Here is an 18,887-nt window from a genome sequence, read left to right as displayed (position 1 = left end):
GAGGGCCGCACACGTGAGCATCGCCACTCATATCCGTTACTTACGATCGCGTAGGTACGATGCGGAGCCATGACTGCAGCATCGCCGGACCTCACCGCAACGGAGCAGCGCCCGGCGCTGCCGCTCCCGCTCAAGCCGAGACTCCGAGGCTGGCTGCACGCCGGAATGTTCCCCGCGGTGATCGTCGCGGGACTCGTCCTGGTCGCCCTCTCCGACTCGCCGCGCGCCCGCATCGCCTGCGGGATCTACGTGCTCACCGCCTGCCTGCTCTTCGGCATCAGCGCGCTCTACCACCGCGGCAACTGGGGACCGCGCGGCGAGGCGGTGCTGCGCCGCCTCGACCACGCCAACATCTTCCTGATCATCGCCGGCACCTACACCCCGCTGACCCTGCTGCTGCTCCCGGACTCCACCGGCCGGCCGCTGATGTGGGCGGTCTGGGCGGCGGCCGCCGCCGGCATCGCCTTCCGGGTCTTCTGGGTCGGCGCCCCGCGCTGGCTCTACACCCCCTGCTACATCGCGATGGGCTGGGCCGCCGTCTTCTTCCTGCCCGACTTCATGCGCGCCGGCGGCATCGCCGTCCTCGTCCTGGTGATCGTCGGCGGCCTGCTCTACAGCGCGGGCGGGGTCATCTACGGCATCAAGCGCCCCAACCCCTCGCCGCGCTGGTTCGGCTTCCACGAGGTCTTCCACTCCTTCACCCTCGCGGCCTTCATCGTCCACTACGTCGGCATCTCGCTGGTCGCCTACAGCCACGCGTAACGCCTGTCACCAGGCACAATGACGGGCATGGCGGAAACCCCCGGGCGCCCCTCGCTGCGCGAGCGCAAGAAACAGAAGACCCGCGCCGCGATCCGCCGGGCCACCTACCGGATCGCGGCCGAGCAGGGCTGGGAGGCCGCCACCACCGAGGCGATCGCCGCGGCCGCCGAGGTCTCCCCCTCCACCGTCGCGCGCTACTTCCCGGTCCGCGAGGACATCCTCCTCACCGACGACCACGACGAACTGCTCATCGCCCGGCTGCGCGCCCGCCCGGCCGGCGAGGACCCGCTCGACTCGCTGCGCGCCGTCGTCCTCGACGCCGTCACCGCCGCCCTCGCCGCCGAGCCCGAGGCCACCCGGCTGCGCGCCCGGCTCATGGTGGAGATCCCGGCCGTGCGGGCCCGGCTCACCGAGACCACCGCCCGCACCGGCCGGCTGCTCTCCGGCGCCCTCGCCGAGCGCACCGGCCGCTCCCCCGGCGACCTGGAGGTACGGGTCTTCACCGCCGCCGTCCTCGGCGCCCTGCGCGAGGCCACCGTGCACTGGGCCGAGCACGGCCGGGGCGACGACCTGGTGTCCCTGCTCGACCGGACCGTCGACACCCTCAAGGCCGGGCTGCCGCTCCGAACGCGCCCCTGACCACCTCGCCCGAGGCCGGATTGTCCGCACACCCCCACACCCCGTGCGGGCAGTAGTCGGTGAAGGTCTGGTACAGCGGCCGGTGCCGCGCGAACCAGTCCAGCATCCCGCGCACGTACGCCGGGTTGTCCCCGTTGCGGAACAGCCCCCACTCCGGGAAGGACACCGGCTTGCCGTGCGCCGCCGCGAAGCGCACGTGGAAGTCGAGCCCGTACGGCTCCGCCACCTGCTCCTCGAAGGACAGCCCGGCCGGCTGGTCGTAGGCGTCGAGCCCGATCACGTCCACCACGTCGTCGCCCGGGTAGCAGCGCGGCCAGGCGATCGCGTCCAGGCCCCGGCTCGGCGTGAAGTCGAAGCGGAAGCGCTGCCCCGGCACCGCCCGCAGCTCCGCCACCACCCGCCGCCAGTACGCCTTCCAGCGCGCCGGGTCCGGCCCGCAACGGTGTGCGTACGTGGTGCCGTTCATCTCCCAGCCGAGCACCAGGACCGCGTCCGCGAGCCCGTGCGACACCAGCCGCTCGCCCAGCGTCCGGAAGTGCGCGTCGAAGTCGCCGGCCGCCCCGCGCCGCAGCCCCGCCCGCACCTCGGCGTCCGACAGGCCCTCCTCGTTGCGGTCGAGCAGCGGCACGTTGAGCACGAAGAGACGCCCCGGCCGCTCCGCCTTCCACCGCGCCCACGGCTCGAACAGCGCCGGATGCCCCTCGATGTTCGACCAGCGGTCCCCCGGCAGATAGGTGTGCCCCACCGTCAGCGGCGTCCCGCCCAGCCACTCCTCCACGCCGGCGATCCGCCGCACCCCGACCTCGTCCGAGCCGGTGAAGAAGCCGGACGGCACGGTCACCGGGCGCGGCGGCTCCGCCGGCCGGTCCCGGTCCGGCTCGCGCCGGCCGCCCGGCGCGAGCCGCTCGTACGGCAGCAGGAACACGAGGACGACCGCGAGCAGCGCCGTCAGCGCCACTCGCGGCCAGAGCGTCAGGGAGCGCACGTCAGCTCGTCCAGAACTCCCACCAGCGGGTCAGGACCAGCATCCCGATGATCCCGATGTGCACCACCGGCAGGGCGAAGGTGAACTCCGTCAGGAAGCCCTTCACCGCGGCCGGCGCGGGCAGGAAGCCCTCGCGCAGATTGTGCGCGGTGGTGTACCAGAACATGACGATCGTGGCGCACCAGGCCAGACAGCACCACAGGCACAGCGAGTTGATCTCGTACAGCGACTGCTGCATCAGCCAGGTGCAGAAGCCGACGCCGAACAGCATCCCGGCGTTCAGCCCGAGCCAGAACCAGCCCCGGTAGCGGGCGCCGGCCAGGATCCCGGCGCCCACGGCCATGACGACGGCGTACGTGACGAGGCCCAGCATCGGGTTCGGGAAGCCGAACACCGCCGCCTGCGCGCTCTTCATGATGTTGCCGCAGGAGACCACCGGATTCAGGCTGCACCCCGGCTGGAAGCCCGGGTCCTCGGCCAGCTTGATCTTGTCGATGGTGATGACCCAGCCGGCCAGCACACCGGCCGCCCCGGTCACCACGAGCATCCAGGCGAAGGCGCGGCTCGCGCCGCTCCCCGCTCCGCCCGTCCGCCCGGTCTCCTCCCGCAGCCGCTGCCCCGGGACCCCGGTGCCGCCGCGTACGTTCACCGTCGCCATCAGCGCGCCCCCTGTCCGCTCAGCCCTGGATCCGGCTGACCGGCACCGCGACGAGACCCGAGTTCCGCACCACGTGGTCGTCCGTCAGGAAGGCCTTGAGGCGGTCCTCCGCGACGGGCACCCCCGGCTGCGCGACCGGCCACGGGACGACCGGGATCTTCACGATGACGTGTCCGGTCTCGTACGCCGCCGCCTGCCACTCCGCCGACACCATGCACTGCGCGTTCATGAACGGCAGGGTGAGCACCGCGCGCTCGGCCTCGACGAGCAGGTGGGCGCCGATCCCGCGGTCCTGGCCGGCGTCGACGACGACGCCGCCGATCGGCACGCCCATGTCCTCCAGGGTCGAGCGCAGCTCCGCCTCGACGGCCTCCGGGCCGTGCTGCCCGTCGCCGAGCGAATACACCATGAGGAAGGGGGTGGCAGGCATGTCGTCGGTGGGCCCGAGGGTCCACGAGACGGCGGTCAGCGTCCCCATCGAATGAGCGCTGTGCGCCCGGGACTCGACATTGGAAGTGGTCATGAATCCGGATGCTAGGGGACGACCACCCGTCAGCCGGAGCCGAATTCACTCATTCGGCCGACAATGCGTCTCCTTGCATTTCCGCCGCAACGAACCGGGGTTTTCATCGTTGTGCCCATAGGGCACCCTTTTCGACCCCAGGAGATCGCTCATGATCGTCCCGCGCCGGGTGGCCGTGCGTTCTTTGTTCGCACTGGCCGTCACCGCCTTCACCGGCGGCGCGCTCACCCGTATCGCCGCCATACCGACCCCGGACACCGCGGCGGACCCGCTCGCCTTCGACGAGATGTACGCGGGGCGGCGCATCCAGGGCTTCGCCGGCCCGACCGGCGAGCCCGTGGTGCTCGTCGACGGCCGGCCGCTGCACCTGATGCGCTGTGCCGACGGCGGCTGGGTCACCCCGGTCGACCACTACGAGTCCTGCCCCACGCCGCTCGCGGCCACCCGGGCGGCCGTGGCCGTCCTCGGGCCGGAGCCGCTGAGCCGCTTCGCCGCCGCCCACGGCGGCCACGGGGCCGGGACCGCCCACCGGGGAGGGAGTCCGCGTGGCGTACACGCGTAAGAACCAGCGGGACCTGACCAGCGCCGAGCGCCGGCGCTTCGTCTCGGCCGTCCTGGAGCTCAAGCGGAGCGGAAAGTACGACGAGTTCGTCCGCACCCACATCGACCACTACGTCGCCGACGGCGAGGGCAAGCTGCGGGTCGCCCACATGTGTCCCAGCTTCCTGCCCTGGCACCGCAAGTTCCTGCTGGAGTTCGAGCGGGCGCTGCGCCGGATCGACTCCTCGGTGACCGTGCCCTACTGGGACTGGACCCGGGACAACACCCCGGCGTCCACGCTATGGGGCGAGGACTTCCTCGGCGGCAACGGACGTCCCGGCGACCACCAGGTGACCACCGGCCCCTTCGCGTACGGCACCGGGCGCTGGACGGTCCGCTACGGGATGACCGAACAGAAGTACCTGAGCCGCGACTTCGGCCGCCCGGGCGACCCGATCACCCTGCCCACCGCGGCGGACGTGGAGGCGGCGCTGCGCGAGCCCGCGTACGACGCGGCGCCCTGGAACTCCACCAGCCGCACCGGCTTCCGCAACCGCCTGGAGGGCTGGGCCTCGGGCACCGGGAACGCGCGCTTCCAGCTGCACAACCGGGTGCACCGCTGGGTCGGCGGCCTGATGCTCGGCGGCGGATCGGTCAACGACCCGGTGTTCTGGCTGCACCACGCCTACGTGGACCTGCTCTGGTCGCGCTGGCAGGCCCGCAACCCGGGCGCGGGCTACCTGCCGAAGGACCCGCCCCCGCTCGGCGACCCGCAGTACAAGAAGGTCGCCTCGCTGCGCGAGCGGATGGAGCCGTGGGGCGTCTCGCCCGCGGAGCTGCTCGACCACGGCGCGATCTACCGCTACGCATGACAGCGTCCCCCCGGCCCGTGCGGGCCGGGGGGACGCTCCGTGCTGCCGGGGGGCCGGGATCAGCCGCCGTAGCCGCCGTCGTGACCACCGTCGACGTTCGCGCACTGGTTGCCGAAGGCCGGGTTGATCAGGCCGATGACGCTGACGGTGTTGCCGCAGAGGTTGATCGGCACGTGGACCGGGACCTGCACGACGTTGCCGGAGCCGACACCGGGCGAGTGGGCGGCGACGGCCTCGGCGCCGGCGTCGGCGACGGCCAGACCGGCCCCGCTGAGGGCAACGGCACCGGTGCCGGCGATAACAGCGGCAGCCTTCGCGATGCGAGACATCAAGAACTCCTTGAACGGGGAAAGCGACCGCGAGAATCACGGCCACACGCGTCCTTCAACGGCGAAAGCGCGCACGAGTCACGGGCATTGCGCCGAATGGGAGCGAAGAAAAATCAGAATCGGAAGAGATGGCCCGCGGAACAGCCGTCCGCCCGCCGTCGGATACGACGGGCCGGACCGGTGTTCCGCGGGCCGCGGCCATGCGACAAGCCTTCTGTTGCAACGAGCGCGCCCCGCTCCGGTGGCGGGAAGAATCGTGTCTTCACCCGCCGGGGCCGGGCCCTCCACAAGACCTGCGCAAAACCGCCGGGCGCCCGTCAGGGGGCGAGGCCGAGCTGGGGGTCGAGCGCGCCGTTCAGCGCGGGCGTGAGCACGCCGACCTCGGGGACCCCGAGCCCGGGCAGCCCGAGCGGACCGCCCTGCTGGGCGCGCAGCGCGTTGCCCACGGTGGCGCCGGGGGTGACCGCGTTCATCTCGGAGCGCGGGCTGGTGAGCTCGGCGGTGCCGGGCTCGCTGCCGCGCAGCACCTCGGGGAGCGGCGCGGCGATGTCGGTCTCGGACAGCGTGCCGGCGACGGGGAGGCGGGGCAGGGTGAGGTCCGGCAGTGCGCCGTTGCCCTCGTGGAAGCCGGTGGGCGCGCCCGGGATGGGCGTGGGGACGCCGGTGGCGATCGTGGGGGCGTCCATCGGGAGCACCGGCTCCAGGCCCTGCAGCGGAACGACCACGGGGGCGTCGGCGGAGGCGGTGGGGGCCAGGGCCGCCGAGGCGAGGGCCGCGGCGAGCAGGCCCAGGCCGGCGTGAGATCGCAGATTCATGTCCTGCAAACGAGTTGCGGGGCCGATACGTGACGGGATTCGCCTGAGTGCAGCAACACGAGGCCCCCACCGGTGAGGGCGGGGGCCTCGGTTGACGCGGTCGCGCGGGTCAGTGCCGGCGGCGCACCAGCCGGCCGCCGCGCAGGTACATCACGGCGCCGCCGATGACGAGCGCGGCGCTGATGGCCGCGGCGCCCATGAGGGCGCCCGAGTCGCTGCCGGTGTCGGGCAGGTGCGGGTGCTCGGTCTCGCAGCCGTACCCGTGCTCGCCCTCCTCACAGGGGGGCGTGGTGGTCGGCGGCGTGGTGGTGGGCGGCGGGGTGGTCTCGCAGCCCGGACCCTCCTCGCCCTCCTCGCACGGAGGCGTGGTGGTGGGCGGGGTGGTGGTCGGCGGCGTCGTGGTCGGCGGGGTGGTGGTGGGCGGCGTGGTCGTGGGCGGAGTCGTCGTCGGCGGCGTGGTCGTCGGCGGCGTCGTGGTGGGCGGGGTGGTGGTGGGGGGCGTGGTCTCACAGCCCGGGCCGTGCTCGCCCTCCTCGCACGGCGGCGTCGTCGTCGGCGGCGTCGTGGTCGGCGGGGTGGTGGTGGGCGGCGTGGTCGTGGGCGGAGTCGTCGTCGGCGGCGTGGTCGTCGGCGGCGTGGTGGTGGGCGGGGTTGTCGTCGGCGGGGTCGTGGTGGGCGGCGGGGTCGTCTCGCAGCCGTGGCCGTACCCGCCCTCCTCGCAGCCCGGGTGGCCGGTGGGCGGCGTGGTGGGGTGCCCGGTCGGGTGCCCGGTCGGGTGCCCGGTCGGGTGCCCGGTCGGGTGCCCGGTGGGCGGCTTCGTGGGGTGTTCGCCGCCCTCGCCGTAGCCGTCGGGGTCGTCGTCACCGCCGCCCTTCATGGCGGACGCGACCGCCTGCCGGCAGATGTCGGCGACGGCGGCGGACAGGTCGCCGAGACCGGCGCGGTCACCGCAGACGTTGCCCGGCAGCGGCGGCTGCCCTTGCCGGCCCGCGACCGTGGTGGACGGGTCTCCCGCCGCGGCCACGGAGTTCACGGCGAGACCGATACCACCGCCGAGCGACAGGATGCCGGTCGCCGCGGCGGTCATGAGGATCTTCCTGCTGATGTTGGGGCGCATTCCGCTCTTCCTCCACAAGCCACGCCTCCGACTGCGTGGGACGAACGCGAGCGTAGGGAGCGGAACCGACGGAACGATTCACAACACGACATACCGTCAGAAAATCATTCAATCGGACCTCGAACGGAGGCAAAGGGCGCGGCCCTGGCCGGAGGCCAGGGCCGTTTCACCGCACCGGCGACAGGGTCGCCGTACGCCGCCGTCAGCCGCCGATCTGGCCGACGCCGAGCGGGGAGGCGCCCAGCGGCACGCCGCCGAGCAGCTGGGTGCCGGGCTTGACGACCTGGTTCAGCTGCTCCGCGGTGTCGGTGACCTTCTTGACCGGCGAACCCTCCGTGGTGTTGCTGAGCGCGTCCGTGGTCAGCCCGCCGCTGGTGAGCGCGCTGCCCAGACCGCCGTCGAGGCTCGTGGGCACGATGCCGTCCGCGGCCATCGCGGGCGCGGCGACACCCAGGGCCAGCACAGAACCGGCGACGGCCGCGGCAACCTTGGTGGGCTTCATGAAGAGGATCCTTCCATCGGTGAGCAAGTCGCTTGCCGTACAGGGACTTTGAGGATTCCCGTACGTCGTTCCGCTTTCTGTAACGAGACGCCCGCCGCCCGGAAACTCCACGGCCGGGGATTTCTCGACACTGCACCCGAAGGAAGGGAACCGGTGTGATGGAACGACCGGGGGCGCACGCCCGGCGCGAAAAGGCCGGGCCCGCCCAGGAGTTCTGGGCGGGCCCGTTCCCGAGCGCGGCTCCGGCTAGCGGACCGGCAGCGCCGGCGCGGCCGGCAGGGTGTCGGTCGAGACCGGCGGCTTCACCGGGAGGGTGTCCGCGGAGACCGGCGGCTTGACCGGGAGGGTGTCCGTGGAGACCGGGGGCTTCACGGGGAGGTCACCGGTGGAGACCGGCGGCTTGACCGGCAGGTCGGCCGGGAGGGCCGGCAGCGTGGGCAGGCCCGGCAGGTCCGGGGCCGGCAGGCCGCTGCCGAGGACGGTCGAGACGGCCAGGTTGACCAGCGAGGTCAGCGTCGCGGTGACCTGCGGGACGACCCCGGTGGCATTGCCGGAGGTGACCGCGGCGAGCAGCTCGGCGACCGCCTTCTGGACCGTGGCGAGCGCGTCGCCGACGAGGTCGGCGGGGGCCGCGGCGCGGGCGCCGGCCGGCAGCGCCGAGGTCACCGGAGAGGTCGCGGCCGAGGCCGCGGGCGGCGTGACCGGTGTCTCGGCGGCGGGCGTCTCGGGGAGCGGGGCCGGTGCGGCCCCCTTCGCCTCGTCGACGGCGGTCTGGATCTTCGCCTTGAAGGCCGCCGCGTCGGCGGCGGGCAGTTGCCCGTCGTCGGCCTTGAGGGCGGCGGTGATCAGCTCGGTCACGGGGGTGCTCACGGAACCGAGCTCACCGAGGGCCTCGGCCTGGGCGAGGAGGGTGGCGGAGTCGGGGAGGGGTGCCCGGACGCCGGCGTGGGTGGCCGGGCGGGAGGGGCGGTGTTCGTCGGCGACGGCGGGTCCCGCCGTACCGAGGGCGAGGGCGGCGGATATCGCCAGGGCGGTGAGGCGGGGTGAAGCATGGGGACGCATATGTGTTCCTTTTCCTTATGCGTCGGACAACTGCCCTGCCACCGTGCCTGCGGCTATAGCGCTCCGCAACCGCTGAACTACTGAGCGCCACGAATCCGTTCGAGTGAATCCACCCGTCTGACCTGCTCCTCCACGGGGCGTACGCCGTTGCACCGGACGGCGCACGGGGGTGCGTCCGAACGAGGACCGCACGAGGCGGCACAAGGAGGCAGTGCGGTGGGGGAACGGCGGAAGGCCGGCGCACCGGCCCGGTCGGGGCGGTGCGCCGGCCTCGGAAGGACCGTGATCCGGCGTGGAGGATCAGGCGTTGACGCAGGTGTTGCCGAAGGCCGGGTTCAGCGCGCCGATGACGTTCACGGTGTTGCCGCAGACGTTGACCGGGATGTGGATCGGGGCCTGGACGACGTTGCCGGAGAGCACACCGGGGGAGTGCACGGCGGCGGCCTCGGCACCGGCGTCGGCGGCGGCGACGCCGGCGGCACCGGCGACGGTGGCGGCGGCGCCGACGGACAGAGCAACGGCCTTCGCGATACGGGACATGGAGAACGTCTCCTCGATCGATTTTCAACTCGGACGGCGCGGACGGTATTGCCCGGCTGCATCAACAACGCCGCTGGATTTCATCGGTTGCTCTCCCGAACGGGTGACGTTCAACCGATCTTTGGGCCATAGGAGCGTCATTCGAGTGACTGGGCCCAGAAAGGCGCAACACGCTCAACGAGGAACGGGCCGGTCGGATACGGAAGTTAGCGTTTGTGAGCATCTAATGCTTACTATCGCCCGACACGGGGGTTATAACGTTCCCGAACGTTGCTTCCGGTCCCGTCGCGCGTTCATCCATTTCGCGCGACCGACTTCTCTCCCTCCTCCCCCGGTCACCACGGGTCTTCCCTTCTCTCTCTCATCAAAGCGGAGAACCTGTATGCGGAATTCAGCGGTTCACGCCGTACGTCGGGGTCTGGTGTGTGCCTTCTCGTGCGCGGCGCTCTCCGCCGCGCTCCCGGCCGCCTCGGCCGCCCCGGTGCCGGCGGCGCCCCGGGCCGAGGAGTCCGCCCGACTCCCGTTCAAGCCGAGGTACGAGGCGGTGCAGCACGGTGGGGTCGTGCGGGCCGCCAACTCCTCGGCCACCGGTGCCGCCGGCACCGAGACGTCCAACGACGGCGCCTCGCTGGCGTACGTCGACGTCGACGCCGATCCGAACACCTACAACTCCAGCAGCGCCGAACTGCGCGTGCCCGCCGGCGCCCGGGTGAGCTGGGCCCGGCTGTACTGGGGCGGGAACCTGCTGGCGGGCGAGCAGAAGCCGCCGGCGGACAACGGCCGGGTGCTGATCGCCGAGCCCGGTGGCCAGTACAAGGCGCTGCTCGCCGACACCACGATCGGCCACCGCACGGCCGACGGCGCCGATGCCTTCCAGGCCTCCGCCGACGTCACCGAGCTGGTCCGCTCGGCCCGTTCCGGCCTGTGGACGGTCGCCCAGGTGAACGTCGCCATGGGCCGCTCCGCGGTGGGCGGCTGGGGCGGCTGGACGCTGGTCGCCGCCTACGAGAAGGCCGACGAGCCGCTGCGCCGGCTGGCCGTGTGGGACGGATTCGAGGCCCTCGGGCCGCGCAACCAGGAGCTCACGGTGCCGCTGGCGCTCGGCGCGCACCGCATTCCCGGCGGGGCGGACGGGCGCGTCGGAATCGTCGGTTACGACGGCGACCGGGGGACTTCCGGCGATTACCTGGCGGTCGAGACCGGCCGGGCGAAGAGCGTCACGCGCAGCGTGGTCTCCGATTCCGCGAATTCCGCGGACGACGTGATGAACTCCAGCATCACGGATTCGGGAACAAGTCGGATGGAACGACTGCCCGCTCATCAGAACACCCTGGGGTACGACTCCGACGTCTTCGATCTGCGGGGGGCGCTGCGCCATGGGGCCGATCGTTTCCACATCCGCCTCGGAAGCCGGAAGGACGCCGTCTGGCTCGGCGCCCTCTTCCTCCAGGCGGATCTCGAACCGCGCGTCCCGGAGCCGGCCGTCGCCGGCTGACCCCGGGCCGGACGTGCTGCACGCCGTCCAGCCCGGTGACGGCGGGGTCGCCCGGGTCGTCACCGATCTGGTGCGCGGCCAGCTCGCCGCGGGCCTGCGGGTCGCGGTGGCCTGTCCGCCCGGCACCGAACTCGCCGCCGCCGTACGGGCGGAGGGCGCCGAGGCGTACGACTGGCGGGCCGGCCGCGAGCCCGGCCCGGCGCTGCTGAGGGAGACCCGGGAGCTGGGCCGGCTGCTGCGGACCGTGCGGCCGGCGCTCGTGCACGCGCACAGCGCGAAGGCCGGCCTGTGCGCCCGGCTGGCGCTGCGCGGGCGGGTGCCGACCGTGTACCAGCCGCACGCCTGGTCCTTCGAGGCCGTCGGGGGGACGACCGCCGCGCTCGCCCGGTTCTGGGAGCGCGCGGCGGCCCGCTGGAGCGCCCGGATCGTGTGCGTCAGCGCGGCCGAGCGGCGTACAGGCGAGGCCGCCGGGGTGCGCGCCGCCTGGTCGGTGATCCACAACGGGGTGGACGCCGCCCGTTTCGCGCCGCCCGACGGGGACGGCTTCGCGAGCCCGGGCCCGGAGCGCGAACTCCCGGGCGCCGGGCCACTGGTGGTGTGCGTGGGCCGGCTGTGCCGGCAGAAGGGGCAGGACGTCCTGCTGGACGCCTGGCCCGCGGTGCTCGCCGCGGTGCCGGACGCCCGCCTGGTCCTGGTCGGCGACGGCCCGGACGCGGCGGCGCTGCGGGCCGCCGCAGCCCCGTACCCCTCGGTGGTCCTGACCGGTGCGGTGGCCGACCCCGCGCCCTGGTACCGGGCCGCCGACCTGGTCGTCCTGCCGTCCCGCTGGGAGGGCATGGCGCTCGCGCCCCTGGAGGCGATGGCGTGCGGCCGGCCCGTGGTGGTCGGCGACGTGGACGGGGCGCGGGAGAGCCTGCCGCCCGGCCACGCGGAGCACTGCCTGGTCCCGTCCGGGGATCCCGCCGCGCTCGCCGCCGCGCTCGGCCGCCTGCTGGGCAGCGCCGAGCTGCGGGACTCGCTGGGCCGGGCGGCCCGCGAGCACGTACTCAGCAGATTCGATGTGCGGCGCACCGGCGCGGCCGTCGCGGAGCTCTACCGCGAAGTGGCCGGAGTGCGGTGCACGGAGCACAGAGAGCCGATCGCACAGTGACTACCGAGAGCACCAGCCTTCCCCCGTCGTCGGGCCCGTGGCCCGCGGCGGGACAGTTCTCCTCCCTCGCGGCGCCGCGGGCGGCGGCCGGGCGGCTCGCGCTGCCGGCCCGGCGGCCGGCCCGGTCCCGGTTCGCGGCCCTGCCGCTGGTCGCGGCAGACGTGCTGGCCGTGCTGCTCGCGGTCGGCGTGCTGACCGCGGCGCACCGCCGCTGGGAGCTGGCGCTGCCGGTGGTCGCCCTGGTCGTGCTGCTGGACGCCCGGGCCGGGCTGCACCGGCCGGCGGCGCTGCCCGTCGGGGTCCTCGACCACCTGCCGGCGCTGGCCGCCCGCGCCGGGGTCGCCTGGTGCGTGGCGGCGGCCGCGGTCGCCGCGTACGCCCCGGTCCTGGCGATCGGCCCGCTGCGGCTGTGCGCCGCCTACGGGACGCAGCTGACGGCGGTGGTCGTGCTGCGCGGCCTGGTGCTCGCGCGGCGCCGCCGGGCGGCCCGGACGCATCCGCGCTCGGCGCTGGTGGTCGGCGCGGCGGGCCCGGCGCGGCGGTTCGCCGCGGCGCTCGCCCAGCACCCGGAGTACGGGGTCCGGCCGGTCGGGATCGTCGCGCCGCAGGCGGACGGCGAGCGGGGCCTGCCGGTCCTGACGACCGCGGAGGAGATCCACCGGGCGGTCATCCAGAACACCGTGCGGGACGCGGTGCTGCTGGACGCGGACGAGGGTCTGGTGACGCTGTTCCAGCAGTACGGCTGCACCACCTGGCGGGTCGGCGAGGAGCCGGCCGGCGGGGCGATGGGCGACCACCTGTGGGGCTACGGCTGCCGGCGCCTGGTGCCGGTGGGCGAGCGGCGCGGGCTGACCGCGAAGCGGGTCCTGGACGTGGCGCTGGCCGGTCCGGCGCTCGCGCTGGCGCTGCCGGTGCTGGCCGTGTGCGCGCTGGCGGTGCGGATCGCGGACGGGCCGGGGGTGCTGTTCCGGCAGGAGCGGGTGGGGCAGAACGGCCGGCTGTTCACGCTGCTGAAGTTCCGTACGCTCAAGCCGGCCGACGAGACGGAGTCGGCGACCCGGTGGAGCGTGGCCGACGACCGGCGGATGAGCGCGGCCGGGCACTTCCTGCGGAAGACCTCGCTGGACGAGCTGCCGCAGTTGTGGAACGTGCTGCGCGGGGACATGAGCCTGGTCGGGCCGCGGCCCGAACGCCCTTACTTCGTGGCCCAGTTCAGCCGGGTCCACGCCGGTTACGCGGCCCGGCACCGGATGCCGGTGGGGCTGACCGGGCTCGCCCAGGTGCACGGGCTGCGCGGGGACACCTCGATCGAGGACCGCTGCCGCTTCGACAACCACTACATCGATCACTGGTCGCTCTGGCAGGACGTCTGCATCCTGCTGCGCACGGCGGCCGGGCTCGTGCGACCGACGGGAAGCTGAGGATGACCACGGCCGTGACGGCGACTGCGCCGGTGCCGGAGACCGGCCGCGAGGTGCGCCCGGGGGCAGGTCCCGGGACACGTCCCGACGTACGGGAGTGGGCACGCCGCGCCGGGGCGCTGTCCCCGGTCCTCGCGGTGATCGCCCTGCTGCTGGTGCCGGGCGGCGGCGGTGCGCAGGGCGGGACGGGCGGTTCGGGCACGGTCGCCGACGCGGCCTCGGGGCTGCTGGTGCTGATCTGTCTGCTGCGGGTGGTGCGGGGCGGTGCCCGGCCGCTGACCCGGGCGGCGGCGGTGGTGCTGGGCCTGCCGGTGTTCGGGGTGTGCCTGGCCGCGATCACCTCGCACGACCCGGGCGCCAGCCTGCCGGGCGTGGCCCGCTACCTGCAGATCTTCGTGCTGGTGCCGGGCGCGGTGCTGCTGATGGTCCGCGACCGGCGGGACTTCGCCGTGGTGGCCTGGGGCCTGGTCGCGCTCGCGCTGGTCGAGGGCGCGGTGGGCGTGTGGCAGTTCCTGACCGGCACCGGCGCCTCGTACCAGGGCGCGGACGTCCGGGCGGTCGGCACCTTCGGCGCCACGGACGTCATGGGCATGGCGACCGTGGTGGCGTACGGCCTGGTCATCGCCGCCGGGCTCGCGCTGGGGGGCCGGACGGGCAGCCGGGTCCGTACGGCGGCCCTGGTCTGTGCCGGTCTGCTGTTCCTGCCGCTCGTGCTGTCCTTCAGCCGGGGCGCGTGGATCGCGACCGTGCTGACCGTCGGTCTGCAGCTGCTGCTGTCGGGGGTGCGCCGGGCCGCCCGGGTCGCGCTCGCCGCGGCGGCGCTCGGGGTGGTCCTGGTCGGCGGCTTCGGGATCGGCTCCGACATGGTGAAGGAGCGGGTCACCAGCATCACCCAGGTGACCGCCGCGCCCGACCAGTCGGTCACCGACCGGTACACGATGTGGGCGGCGGCCGGCCGCATGTGGCGCGCCGAGCCGCTGACCGGCGTCGGCCTGAAGGGCTTCCCGGCCCACCGCGACTCGAACGCCTCGCTCGCGCTGTCCTCGGGCAGCGACACCGCGGGCGCGGGCGCCGCCTTCGCCCGCCAGCCGCTGCTCTCCCCGCACAACATGTACCTGCTCGTGCTCAGCGAGCAGGGCCTGATCGGGCTGCTCGCGCTGGCCGGCAGCTGGGTGGCGCTGCTCGTCGCCGCGCTGCGCCGGCTCCGGCTCGGCGCGGACTGCGCGCTGGTGGCGGTCGGGCTGCTGTCCTGGCAGCTGATCGACTTCTTCTACGCGGACATCGGCGGCCCGTCGACGGTCCTGATGTCCGTCGTCCTCGGCCTGGCGGCCTGGTGGTCGCTGGCGGAGGTGCGTGATGCCTGACTCCCGGTCCGTCTCCCGGCCCCCGGCCGACACTCCCGCCCACGGTCCGGATCCGAACGCGGACGGGGTGCCGGGGGCCGGTCCGCTGTCCGACGCCACCTTGCAGCTCCGCCTCCCGTACGGCCGGGCCGACCGCACTCCCCCGGTCGGCCCGGCCGATCCCTGGTCGCTGCTCGCGCCGGACGACCCGCTGTGCGACCTGCCGGCGGTGGTGCCGGGCGGGGACGGCGAGCGGGGCGGCGGGCCGGGGCGCCCGGACGCGGGTCCGGCGGATCCGTGGGCGGCCGGCAGCGGGCCCGACCTGCTGTGCGGCGTGGAGCCGCGCGGCCCGGTCGCGGGCCCGGTGGTGGAGCCGGCGGCCGTGGACACCGGCCGCGCGCCGCGGGACCCGTGGGGCGGCCCGGCCGGGGCGACGGACGGGCCGGTCCTGTCCGGCGGCCGGGTGGTGCGGCGCGGCCCGGTGGTCATCACCGGCTCCTCGGTGCCGGGCGAGGCGACCCGGCCGCCGCTGCTGGGCGGCCGGCCGCTCGGCCACGGCGCCCGGCCGGTCGAGCCGCCGCCGGCGCCGGCCGCGCGGGCCCGGCACGCCCGGCGCCGCGCCAAGTGGTCGCCCTCGGGGCGGTTCCTGCTGCGGGCGGCGGCCGTGACGGCGGCGCTGACGGCGGTGGGGGCGGTGCTCGGCCTGGTCCGGGACCAGATCCTCGCCGGGTACTTCGGCGCGGGCGCCGAGACCGACGCCTTCCTGGTGGCGTGGACGGTGCCGGAGTTCGCCTCCACGCTGCTCATCGAGGACGCGATGGCGCTGATCCTCGTGCCGGCCTTCTCGCGGGCGCTGGCCCGCCGCGCCGGCAGCCTCTTCGGCGACCCGGTCCGCAGCCTGGTGCGCGCCACGCTGCCCCGGCTGGTCCTCGGGGTGGCCGCCGCCTCCGCGCTCCTGGTGCTGCTCGCGCCGTGGCTGGTCGCCGCGCTCGCGCCCGGACTGCCGGACCCGCAGCTCGCGGTGGACTGCACCCGGCTCACGGCGACCTGCGTGCTGTCTTTCGCGCTGGCCGGCTACTGCTCGGCGGCGTTGCGTGCGCACGGCTCGTTCCTGCCGCCGGCGGCGATCTACGTCGCGTACAACATCGGCATCATCGGCACCACGCTCGTGCTGCGCGAACCGCTCGGCGTGCGGTCGGCGGCGGCCGGTGTGGCGGTCGGCGGCGTGCTCATGGTGCTCGTCCAGGCACCCGCGCTGCTGCGCGAACTGCGCTCCCGGCCCGTGCCCAAGGCCGAGCCGAAGGCCGTCCCGGCGGGCGGCGACGGGCGGCTGCTCGTCCTGGGGATGATCGCCCCGGTCGTCGTCTTCGCGCTGACCCGGCAGTCGCAGATCCTCATCGAGCGCTTCCTCGCCTCGCCGCTGCCGCCCGGTGCGATCTCGCATCTGAACTACGCGCAGAAGGTCGCGCAGATGCCGATGATCCTCTCCCTGATGCTCTGCACGGTCAGCTTCCCCGTGGTCGCCCGGGCGCTGGCCGCCGGCGACGCGCAGGCGGCGCGCCGCCGGGTCGAGCGCGACCTGCTGCTCGCCGCCGTCGTCGTGCTGGTCGGCGCGTCCACGGTGATCGCCGCCGCGCCGCAGATCGTCGGGCTCCTCTTCGAGCGCGGCGCGTTCGACCGCGGCGACACGGCCGCGACCGCCGCCGTGATGCGGGTGTACGCGCTCGGGCTGCTCGGCCAGACGGTGGTCGGCGCCCTGGTCCGCTGCTACTTCTCCGGCATCCGGCCGCTCTGGTACCCGGCCGCCGCGATGGCCACCGGGCTCGCCGCGACCGCCGTGACCGGGACGGCCGCCGCGCACCTGTGGGGCGCCGCGGGCATCGCCGGGGCCAACGCCTTCGGCATCACCCTGACCGCCGTGATGCTGCTGCTCGGCGCGCACCGGCAGGCGGTGCCGGTCGACGTGCGCCGGCTCGGCGAGGGCCTGCTGCGGCTGGCCACGGCCGGCGCGTGGGCGACCGGCGCGGGCTGGCTGTGCTCGGTGGCGATCGGCCCGCCGCTGCTCTCGCTCGCCGTCGCCGCGCTCGTGGTGATCGGCGTCTTCCTGCTCTTCGTCGCGTGCGCCGCCAAGGCGCCCGAGATCCCGCCCCTGCCCCGCTCCTCCCGTCGAAGGACCCCCCATGCCCGCCCCCGCCGCGCTGCGTCGTCTGCTGCCGAAGCCTCCCCTGTGGGTCGCGATGTACCACTCGATCGCGGACGCGTCCGATGATCCGTACCAGGTGACCGTCTCCCCCGTGCGCTTCGCCCGCCAGCTGCACTGGCTCGGCGACCGGGGGCTGCGCGGGGTGTCCGTGCGCGAGCTGCTCGCGGCGACCGCGGAGGGCCGGGAGCGCGGTCTGGTCGGCCTCACCTTCGACGACGGCTACGCGGACTTCCTGGAGTCGGCGGTGCCGCTGCTGCGCCGGCACGGCTTCACGGCGACCGTGTACGTGCTGCCCGGCCGGCTCGGCGGCGTCAACGCGTGGGACACGGAAGGGCCGCGCAAGCCGCTGCTCGACGAGGACGGCATCCGCCGGGCGGCCGCCGCCGGGATGGAGATCGGCTCGCACGGGCTGCACCACGTGTCGCTGACCGAGGCCGACGACGCGACGCTGGCCGCCGAGACCCGGCACAGCCGGGAGCTGATCGAGGACATCACCGGCGGCCCGGTGGACGGCTTCTGCTACCCGTACGGGACGGTCGACGCACGGGTCAGCCGGGCAGTCCGCAAGGCGGGGTACGCGTACGCCTGCGCGATCGACCCGGGCCCGCTGTCCGGCACGTACGCGCTGCCCCGGGTGCACATCGGCGAGGAGGACACCTCCTGGCGGCTCACCGCGAAGCGGGTGCTGCACCCGCTGCGCCGGCGCAGTCCCGCCGACCTGGTCCCCGCGCGCAGCGGCCCGGCCCGGTCGGTGCTGTCGTGAGCCGGGACCTGAGGGTGCTGCACGTCATCACCGGCCTCGGCATCGGCGGCGCCGAGCAGCAGCTGCGGCTGCTGCTCCGTCACCTCCCCGTGCACAGCCGGGTGGTGACCCTGACGAACCCGGGCGCGGTCGCCGACGGCATCGAGGCGGACGGCACCCCGGTCACCCACCTCGGCATGACCGGCAACCGGGACGTCGGGGCGCTGCCCCGGCTCACCCGGCTGATCCGGCAGGGCGGTTACGACCTGGTGCACACGCACCTCTACCGGGCCTGCGTGTACGGGCGGGCGGCGGCGCGGCTCGCCGGGGTGCGGCCGGTCGTGGCGACCGAGCACTCGCTGGGCGAGGCCCAGATCGAGGGCCGTCCGCTGTCCGCCGGCACCCGCGCGCTGTATCTGGCGACCGAGCGGCTCGGCACCGCCACCGTCGCGGTCTCGCCGAGCGTGGCCCGCCGCCTCGCGGACTGGGGCGTCCCGGCGGCCCGCATCCACGTCGTGCCGAACGGCATCGAGACCGCCCGTTTCGCCCACGACCCGGCGGCCCGGGTCCGCGCCCGGGCGGCCCTCGGGCTGCCCGCCGACGCCTTCGTGGTCGGCGGCGTCGGCCGGCTCACCCCCGGCAAGCACTTCGACCGGCTGGTCCGGGCCGTGGCCACGGTCCCGGAGGCCCACCTGCTGCTCGTCGGCGAGGGCGAGGAGCGGGAGAACCTGCTGCGCCTGGCGGCGGAGTGCGGGGCGGCCGGGCGGGTGCTGCCGACGGGGGCGGTGGCGGATCCGCCACAGCGGCCGGCGAGGCACGGGGCGCCGGGGGCCGGGGCGCGCCCGGACCTGCCCTCGCTGCTCGCCGCCATGGACCTCTTCGTGTCCGCCTCGCCCGACGAGACCTTCGGGCTCGCCGTGGTGGAGGCGCTGGCCGCCGGGCTGCCCGTGCGCTACGTGGCCTGCCCGGCGATCGAGGACCTTCCCGCCGGGGCCGCGCCCGGGGCGCGCCGGGTCGGGGGGTCGGTGCCCGAGCTGGTCGGCGCGCTCCACGAGGCGCTGCGGACCAGGGGCGACCGGCTGCCGCCTCCCGAGGCGGTCCGCCGCTACGACATCGCGCACAGCGCCGAGCAGTTGCTGTCCCTCTACCAGCGGGCCGTCCGCGGCCCCCGTCCCGTGAAGTGAGAGCT

At 74.7% G+C, this 18,887-nt stretch carries 20 protein-coding genes; 11 read left to right on the top strand and 9 right to left on the bottom strand.

What is annotated here, in order from left to right; all coding sequences use genetic code 11:
- The first annotated feature begins 69 nt into the window (after positions 1–69).
- Together ACIGW2_RS03785 and ACIGW2_RS03780 are read left to right on the top strand one after the other, a co-directional pair.
- The gene (locus ACIGW2_RS03785; RefSeq protein ID WP_356074569.1) at positions 70–762 is read left to right on the top strand and encodes a hemolysin III family protein; all 693 of its coding nucleotides are present in this window, start codon (positions 70–72) and stop codon (positions 760–762) included.
- Positions 763–789: 27 nt separating this feature from the next.
- On the top strand, positions 790–1,401 hold the full coding sequence (locus ACIGW2_RS03780) for a TetR family transcriptional regulator (protein WP_399840832.1): 612 nt from the start codon (positions 790–792) through the stop codon (positions 1,399–1,401).
- On the opposite strand, the gene ACIGW2_RS03775 is transcribed toward ACIGW2_RS03780, so the two are convergent.
- From ACIGW2_RS03775 to ACIGW2_RS03765, 3 genes are read right to left on the bottom strand one after another with little or no spacing between them, the layout of a single operon-like run.
- Positions 1,367–2,386, bottom strand: a complete 1,020-nt coding sequence (locus tag ACIGW2_RS03775) for a glycoside hydrolase family 26 protein (protein WP_399840830.1) — start codon at positions 2,384–2,386, stop codon at positions 1,367–1,369. The genes ACIGW2_RS03780 and ACIGW2_RS03775 overlap by 35 nt on opposite strands.
- A 1-nt stretch (position 2,387) precedes the next feature.
- Positions 2,388–3,044, bottom strand: coding sequence for a vitamin K epoxide reductase family protein (locus ACIGW2_RS03770; protein ID WP_361586686.1), 657 nt, complete (start codon positions 3,042–3,044; stop codon positions 2,388–2,390).
- A gap of 19 nt (positions 3,045–3,063) precedes the next feature.
- Positions 3,064–3,567 (bottom strand): DUF5949 family protein, encoded by a 504-nt coding sequence (locus ACIGW2_RS03765; RefSeq protein ID WP_391653016.1) that lies wholly within the window; start codon positions 3,565–3,567, stop codon positions 3,064–3,066.
- 151 nt (positions 3,568–3,718) lie between these two features.
- Between ACIGW2_RS03765 and ACIGW2_RS03760 the strand changes: the two genes are divergently transcribed.
- Together ACIGW2_RS03760 and ACIGW2_RS03755 are read left to right on the top strand one after the other, a co-directional pair.
- Positions 3,719–4,129, top strand: a complete 411-nt coding sequence (locus ACIGW2_RS03760) for a tyrosinase family oxidase copper chaperone (protein WP_356074582.1) — start codon at positions 3,719–3,721, stop codon at positions 4,127–4,129.
- Complete coding sequence (locus ACIGW2_RS03755; RefSeq protein ID WP_391653017.1) at positions 4,113–4,979, top strand: tyrosinase family protein; 867 nt, start codon at positions 4,113–4,115, stop codon at positions 4,977–4,979. The genes ACIGW2_RS03760 and ACIGW2_RS03755 overlap by 17 nt, the downstream gene beginning before the upstream one ends.
- Positions 4,980–5,038: 59 nt before the next feature.
- Here ACIGW2_RS03755 and ACIGW2_RS03750 read toward each other — a convergent pair whose 3' ends face one another.
- From ACIGW2_RS03750 to ACIGW2_RS03725, 6 genes are all read right to left on the bottom strand, one after another.
- Entirely contained in the window at positions 5,039–5,308 is a 270-nt protein-coding gene (locus ACIGW2_RS03750; RefSeq protein WP_361586677.1) for a chaplin, read from the bottom strand.
- Between the two features lie 317 nt (positions 5,309–5,625).
- Entirely contained in the window at positions 5,626–6,123 is a 498-nt protein-coding gene (locus ACIGW2_RS03745) for a hypothetical protein (RefSeq protein ID WP_361586675.1), read from the bottom strand.
- Between the two features lie 109 nt (positions 6,124–6,232).
- Positions 6,233–7,240, bottom strand: a complete 1,008-nt coding sequence (locus ACIGW2_RS03740; protein ID WP_399840827.1) for a hypothetical protein — start codon at positions 7,238–7,240, stop codon at positions 6,233–6,235.
- 202 nt (positions 7,241–7,442) lie between these two features.
- Positions 7,443–7,742: a hypothetical protein gene (locus tag ACIGW2_RS03735; protein ID WP_356074594.1), complete on the bottom strand. Its 300-nt coding sequence runs from the start codon at positions 7,740–7,742 to the stop codon at positions 7,443–7,445.
- Between the two features lie 246 nt (positions 7,743–7,988).
- On the bottom strand, positions 7,989–8,804 hold the full coding sequence (locus tag ACIGW2_RS03730; RefSeq protein WP_399840825.1) for a hypothetical protein: 816 nt from the start codon (positions 8,802–8,804) through the stop codon (positions 7,989–7,991).
- A 300-nt stretch (positions 8,805–9,104) separates the two neighbouring features.
- Positions 9,105–9,344 (bottom strand): chaplin, encoded by a 240-nt coding sequence (locus ACIGW2_RS03725; RefSeq protein WP_356074598.1) that lies wholly within the window; start codon positions 9,342–9,344, stop codon positions 9,105–9,107.
- A 382-nt stretch (positions 9,345–9,726) separates the two neighbouring features.
- Between ACIGW2_RS03725 and ACIGW2_RS03720 the strand changes: the two genes are divergently transcribed.
- The 7 genes from ACIGW2_RS03720 (at position 9,727) to ACIGW2_RS03690 (ending at position 18,882) form a co-directional block, all read left to right on the top strand.
- Positions 9,727–10,839 (top strand): DUF3344 domain-containing protein, encoded by a 1,113-nt coding sequence (locus ACIGW2_RS03720; protein ID WP_399840822.1) that lies wholly within the window; start codon positions 9,727–9,729, stop codon positions 10,837–10,839.
- A gap of 13 nt (positions 10,840–10,852) precedes the next feature.
- Positions 10,853–11,989, top strand: coding sequence for a glycosyltransferase (locus ACIGW2_RS03715; RefSeq protein WP_391653021.1), 1,137 nt, complete (start codon positions 10,853–10,855; stop codon positions 11,987–11,989).
- Entirely contained in the window at positions 11,986–13,410 is a 1,425-nt protein-coding gene (locus ACIGW2_RS03710) for a sugar transferase (protein ID WP_399840820.1), read from the top strand. Before ACIGW2_RS03715 ends, ACIGW2_RS03710 begins: the two co-directional genes overlap by 4 nt.
- A 2-nt stretch (positions 13,411–13,412) precedes the next feature.
- Positions 13,413–14,774: an O-antigen ligase family protein gene (locus ACIGW2_RS03705; protein ID WP_391653023.1), complete on the top strand. Its 1,362-nt coding sequence runs from the start codon at positions 13,413–13,415 to the stop codon at positions 14,772–14,774.
- A 508-nt stretch (positions 14,775–15,282) separates the two neighbouring features.
- Positions 15,283–17,022 (top strand): lipid II flippase MurJ, encoded by a 1,740-nt coding sequence (locus ACIGW2_RS03700; RefSeq protein ID WP_399840945.1) that lies wholly within the window; start codon positions 15,283–15,285, stop codon positions 17,020–17,022.
- Complete coding sequence (locus tag ACIGW2_RS03695; protein WP_399840818.1) at positions 16,934–17,719, top strand: polysaccharide deacetylase family protein; 786 nt, start codon at positions 16,934–16,936, stop codon at positions 17,717–17,719. The genes ACIGW2_RS03700 and ACIGW2_RS03695 overlap by 89 nt, the downstream gene beginning before the upstream one ends.
- 8 nt (positions 17,720–17,727) lie before the next feature.
- Complete coding sequence (locus ACIGW2_RS03690) at positions 17,728–18,882, top strand: glycosyltransferase (protein WP_391653359.1); 1,155 nt, start codon at positions 17,728–17,730, stop codon at positions 18,880–18,882.
- The last annotated feature ends 5 nt before the right edge of the window (positions 18,883–18,887 follow it).

Source organism: Streptomyces sp. NPDC053541, from assembly GCF_044544705.1.
Lineage (GTDB): Bacteria > Actinomycetota > Actinomycetes > Streptomycetales > Streptomycetaceae > Streptomyces.
Note: the sequence above shows the minus strand (reverse complement) of the source record. Positions and strands in the feature narration are given on the sequence as shown.

Coding starts and splice junctions, on each gene's coding strand:
- ACIGW2_RS03730 (WP_399840825.1), bottom strand. CDS start 8,804: ATGCGTCCCCATGCTTCACCCCGCCTCACCGCCCTGGCGATATCCGCC.
- ACIGW2_RS03725 (WP_356074598.1), bottom strand. CDS start 9,344: ATGTCCCGTATCGCGAAGGCCGTTGCTCTGTCCGTCGGCGCCGCCGCC.
- ACIGW2_RS03770 (WP_361586686.1), bottom strand. CDS start 3,044: ATGGCGACGGTGAACGTACGCGGCGGCACCGGGGTCCCGGGGCAGCGG.
- ACIGW2_RS03705 (WP_391653023.1), top strand. CDS start 13,413: ATGACCACGGCCGTGACGGCGACTGCGCCGGTGCCGGAGACCGGCCGC.
- ACIGW2_RS03780 (WP_399840832.1), top strand. CDS start 790: ATGGCGGAAACCCCCGGGCGCCCCTCGCTGCGCGAGCGCAAGAAACAG.
- ACIGW2_RS03760 (WP_356074582.1), top strand. CDS start 3,719: ATGATCGTCCCGCGCCGGGTGGCCGTGCGTTCTTTGTTCGCACTGGCC.
- ACIGW2_RS03720 (WP_399840822.1), top strand. CDS start 9,727: ATGCGGAATTCAGCGGTTCACGCCGTACGTCGGGGTCTGGTGTGTGCC.
- ACIGW2_RS03785 (WP_356074569.1), top strand. CDS start 70: ATGACTGCAGCATCGCCGGACCTCACCGCAACGGAGCAGCGCCCGGCG.
- ACIGW2_RS03745 (WP_361586675.1), bottom strand. CDS start 6,123: ATGAATCTGCGATCTCACGCCGGCCTGGGCCTGCTCGCCGCGGCCCTC.
- ACIGW2_RS03695 (WP_399840818.1), top strand. CDS start 16,934: ATGCCCGCCCCCGCCGCGCTGCGTCGTCTGCTGCCGAAGCCTCCCCTG.
- ACIGW2_RS03740 (WP_399840827.1), bottom strand. CDS start 7,240: ATGCGCCCCAACATCAGCAGGAAGATCCTCATGACCGCCGCGGCGACC.
- ACIGW2_RS03750 (WP_361586677.1), bottom strand. CDS start 5,308: ATGTCTCGCATCGCGAAGGCTGCCGCTGTTATCGCCGGCACCGGTGCC.
- ACIGW2_RS03765 (WP_391653016.1), bottom strand. CDS start 3,567: ATGACCACTTCCAATGTCGAGTCCCGGGCGCACAGCGCTCATTCGATG.
- ACIGW2_RS03735 (WP_356074594.1), bottom strand. CDS start 7,742: ATGAAGCCCACCAAGGTTGCCGCGGCCGTCGCCGGTTCTGTGCTGGCC.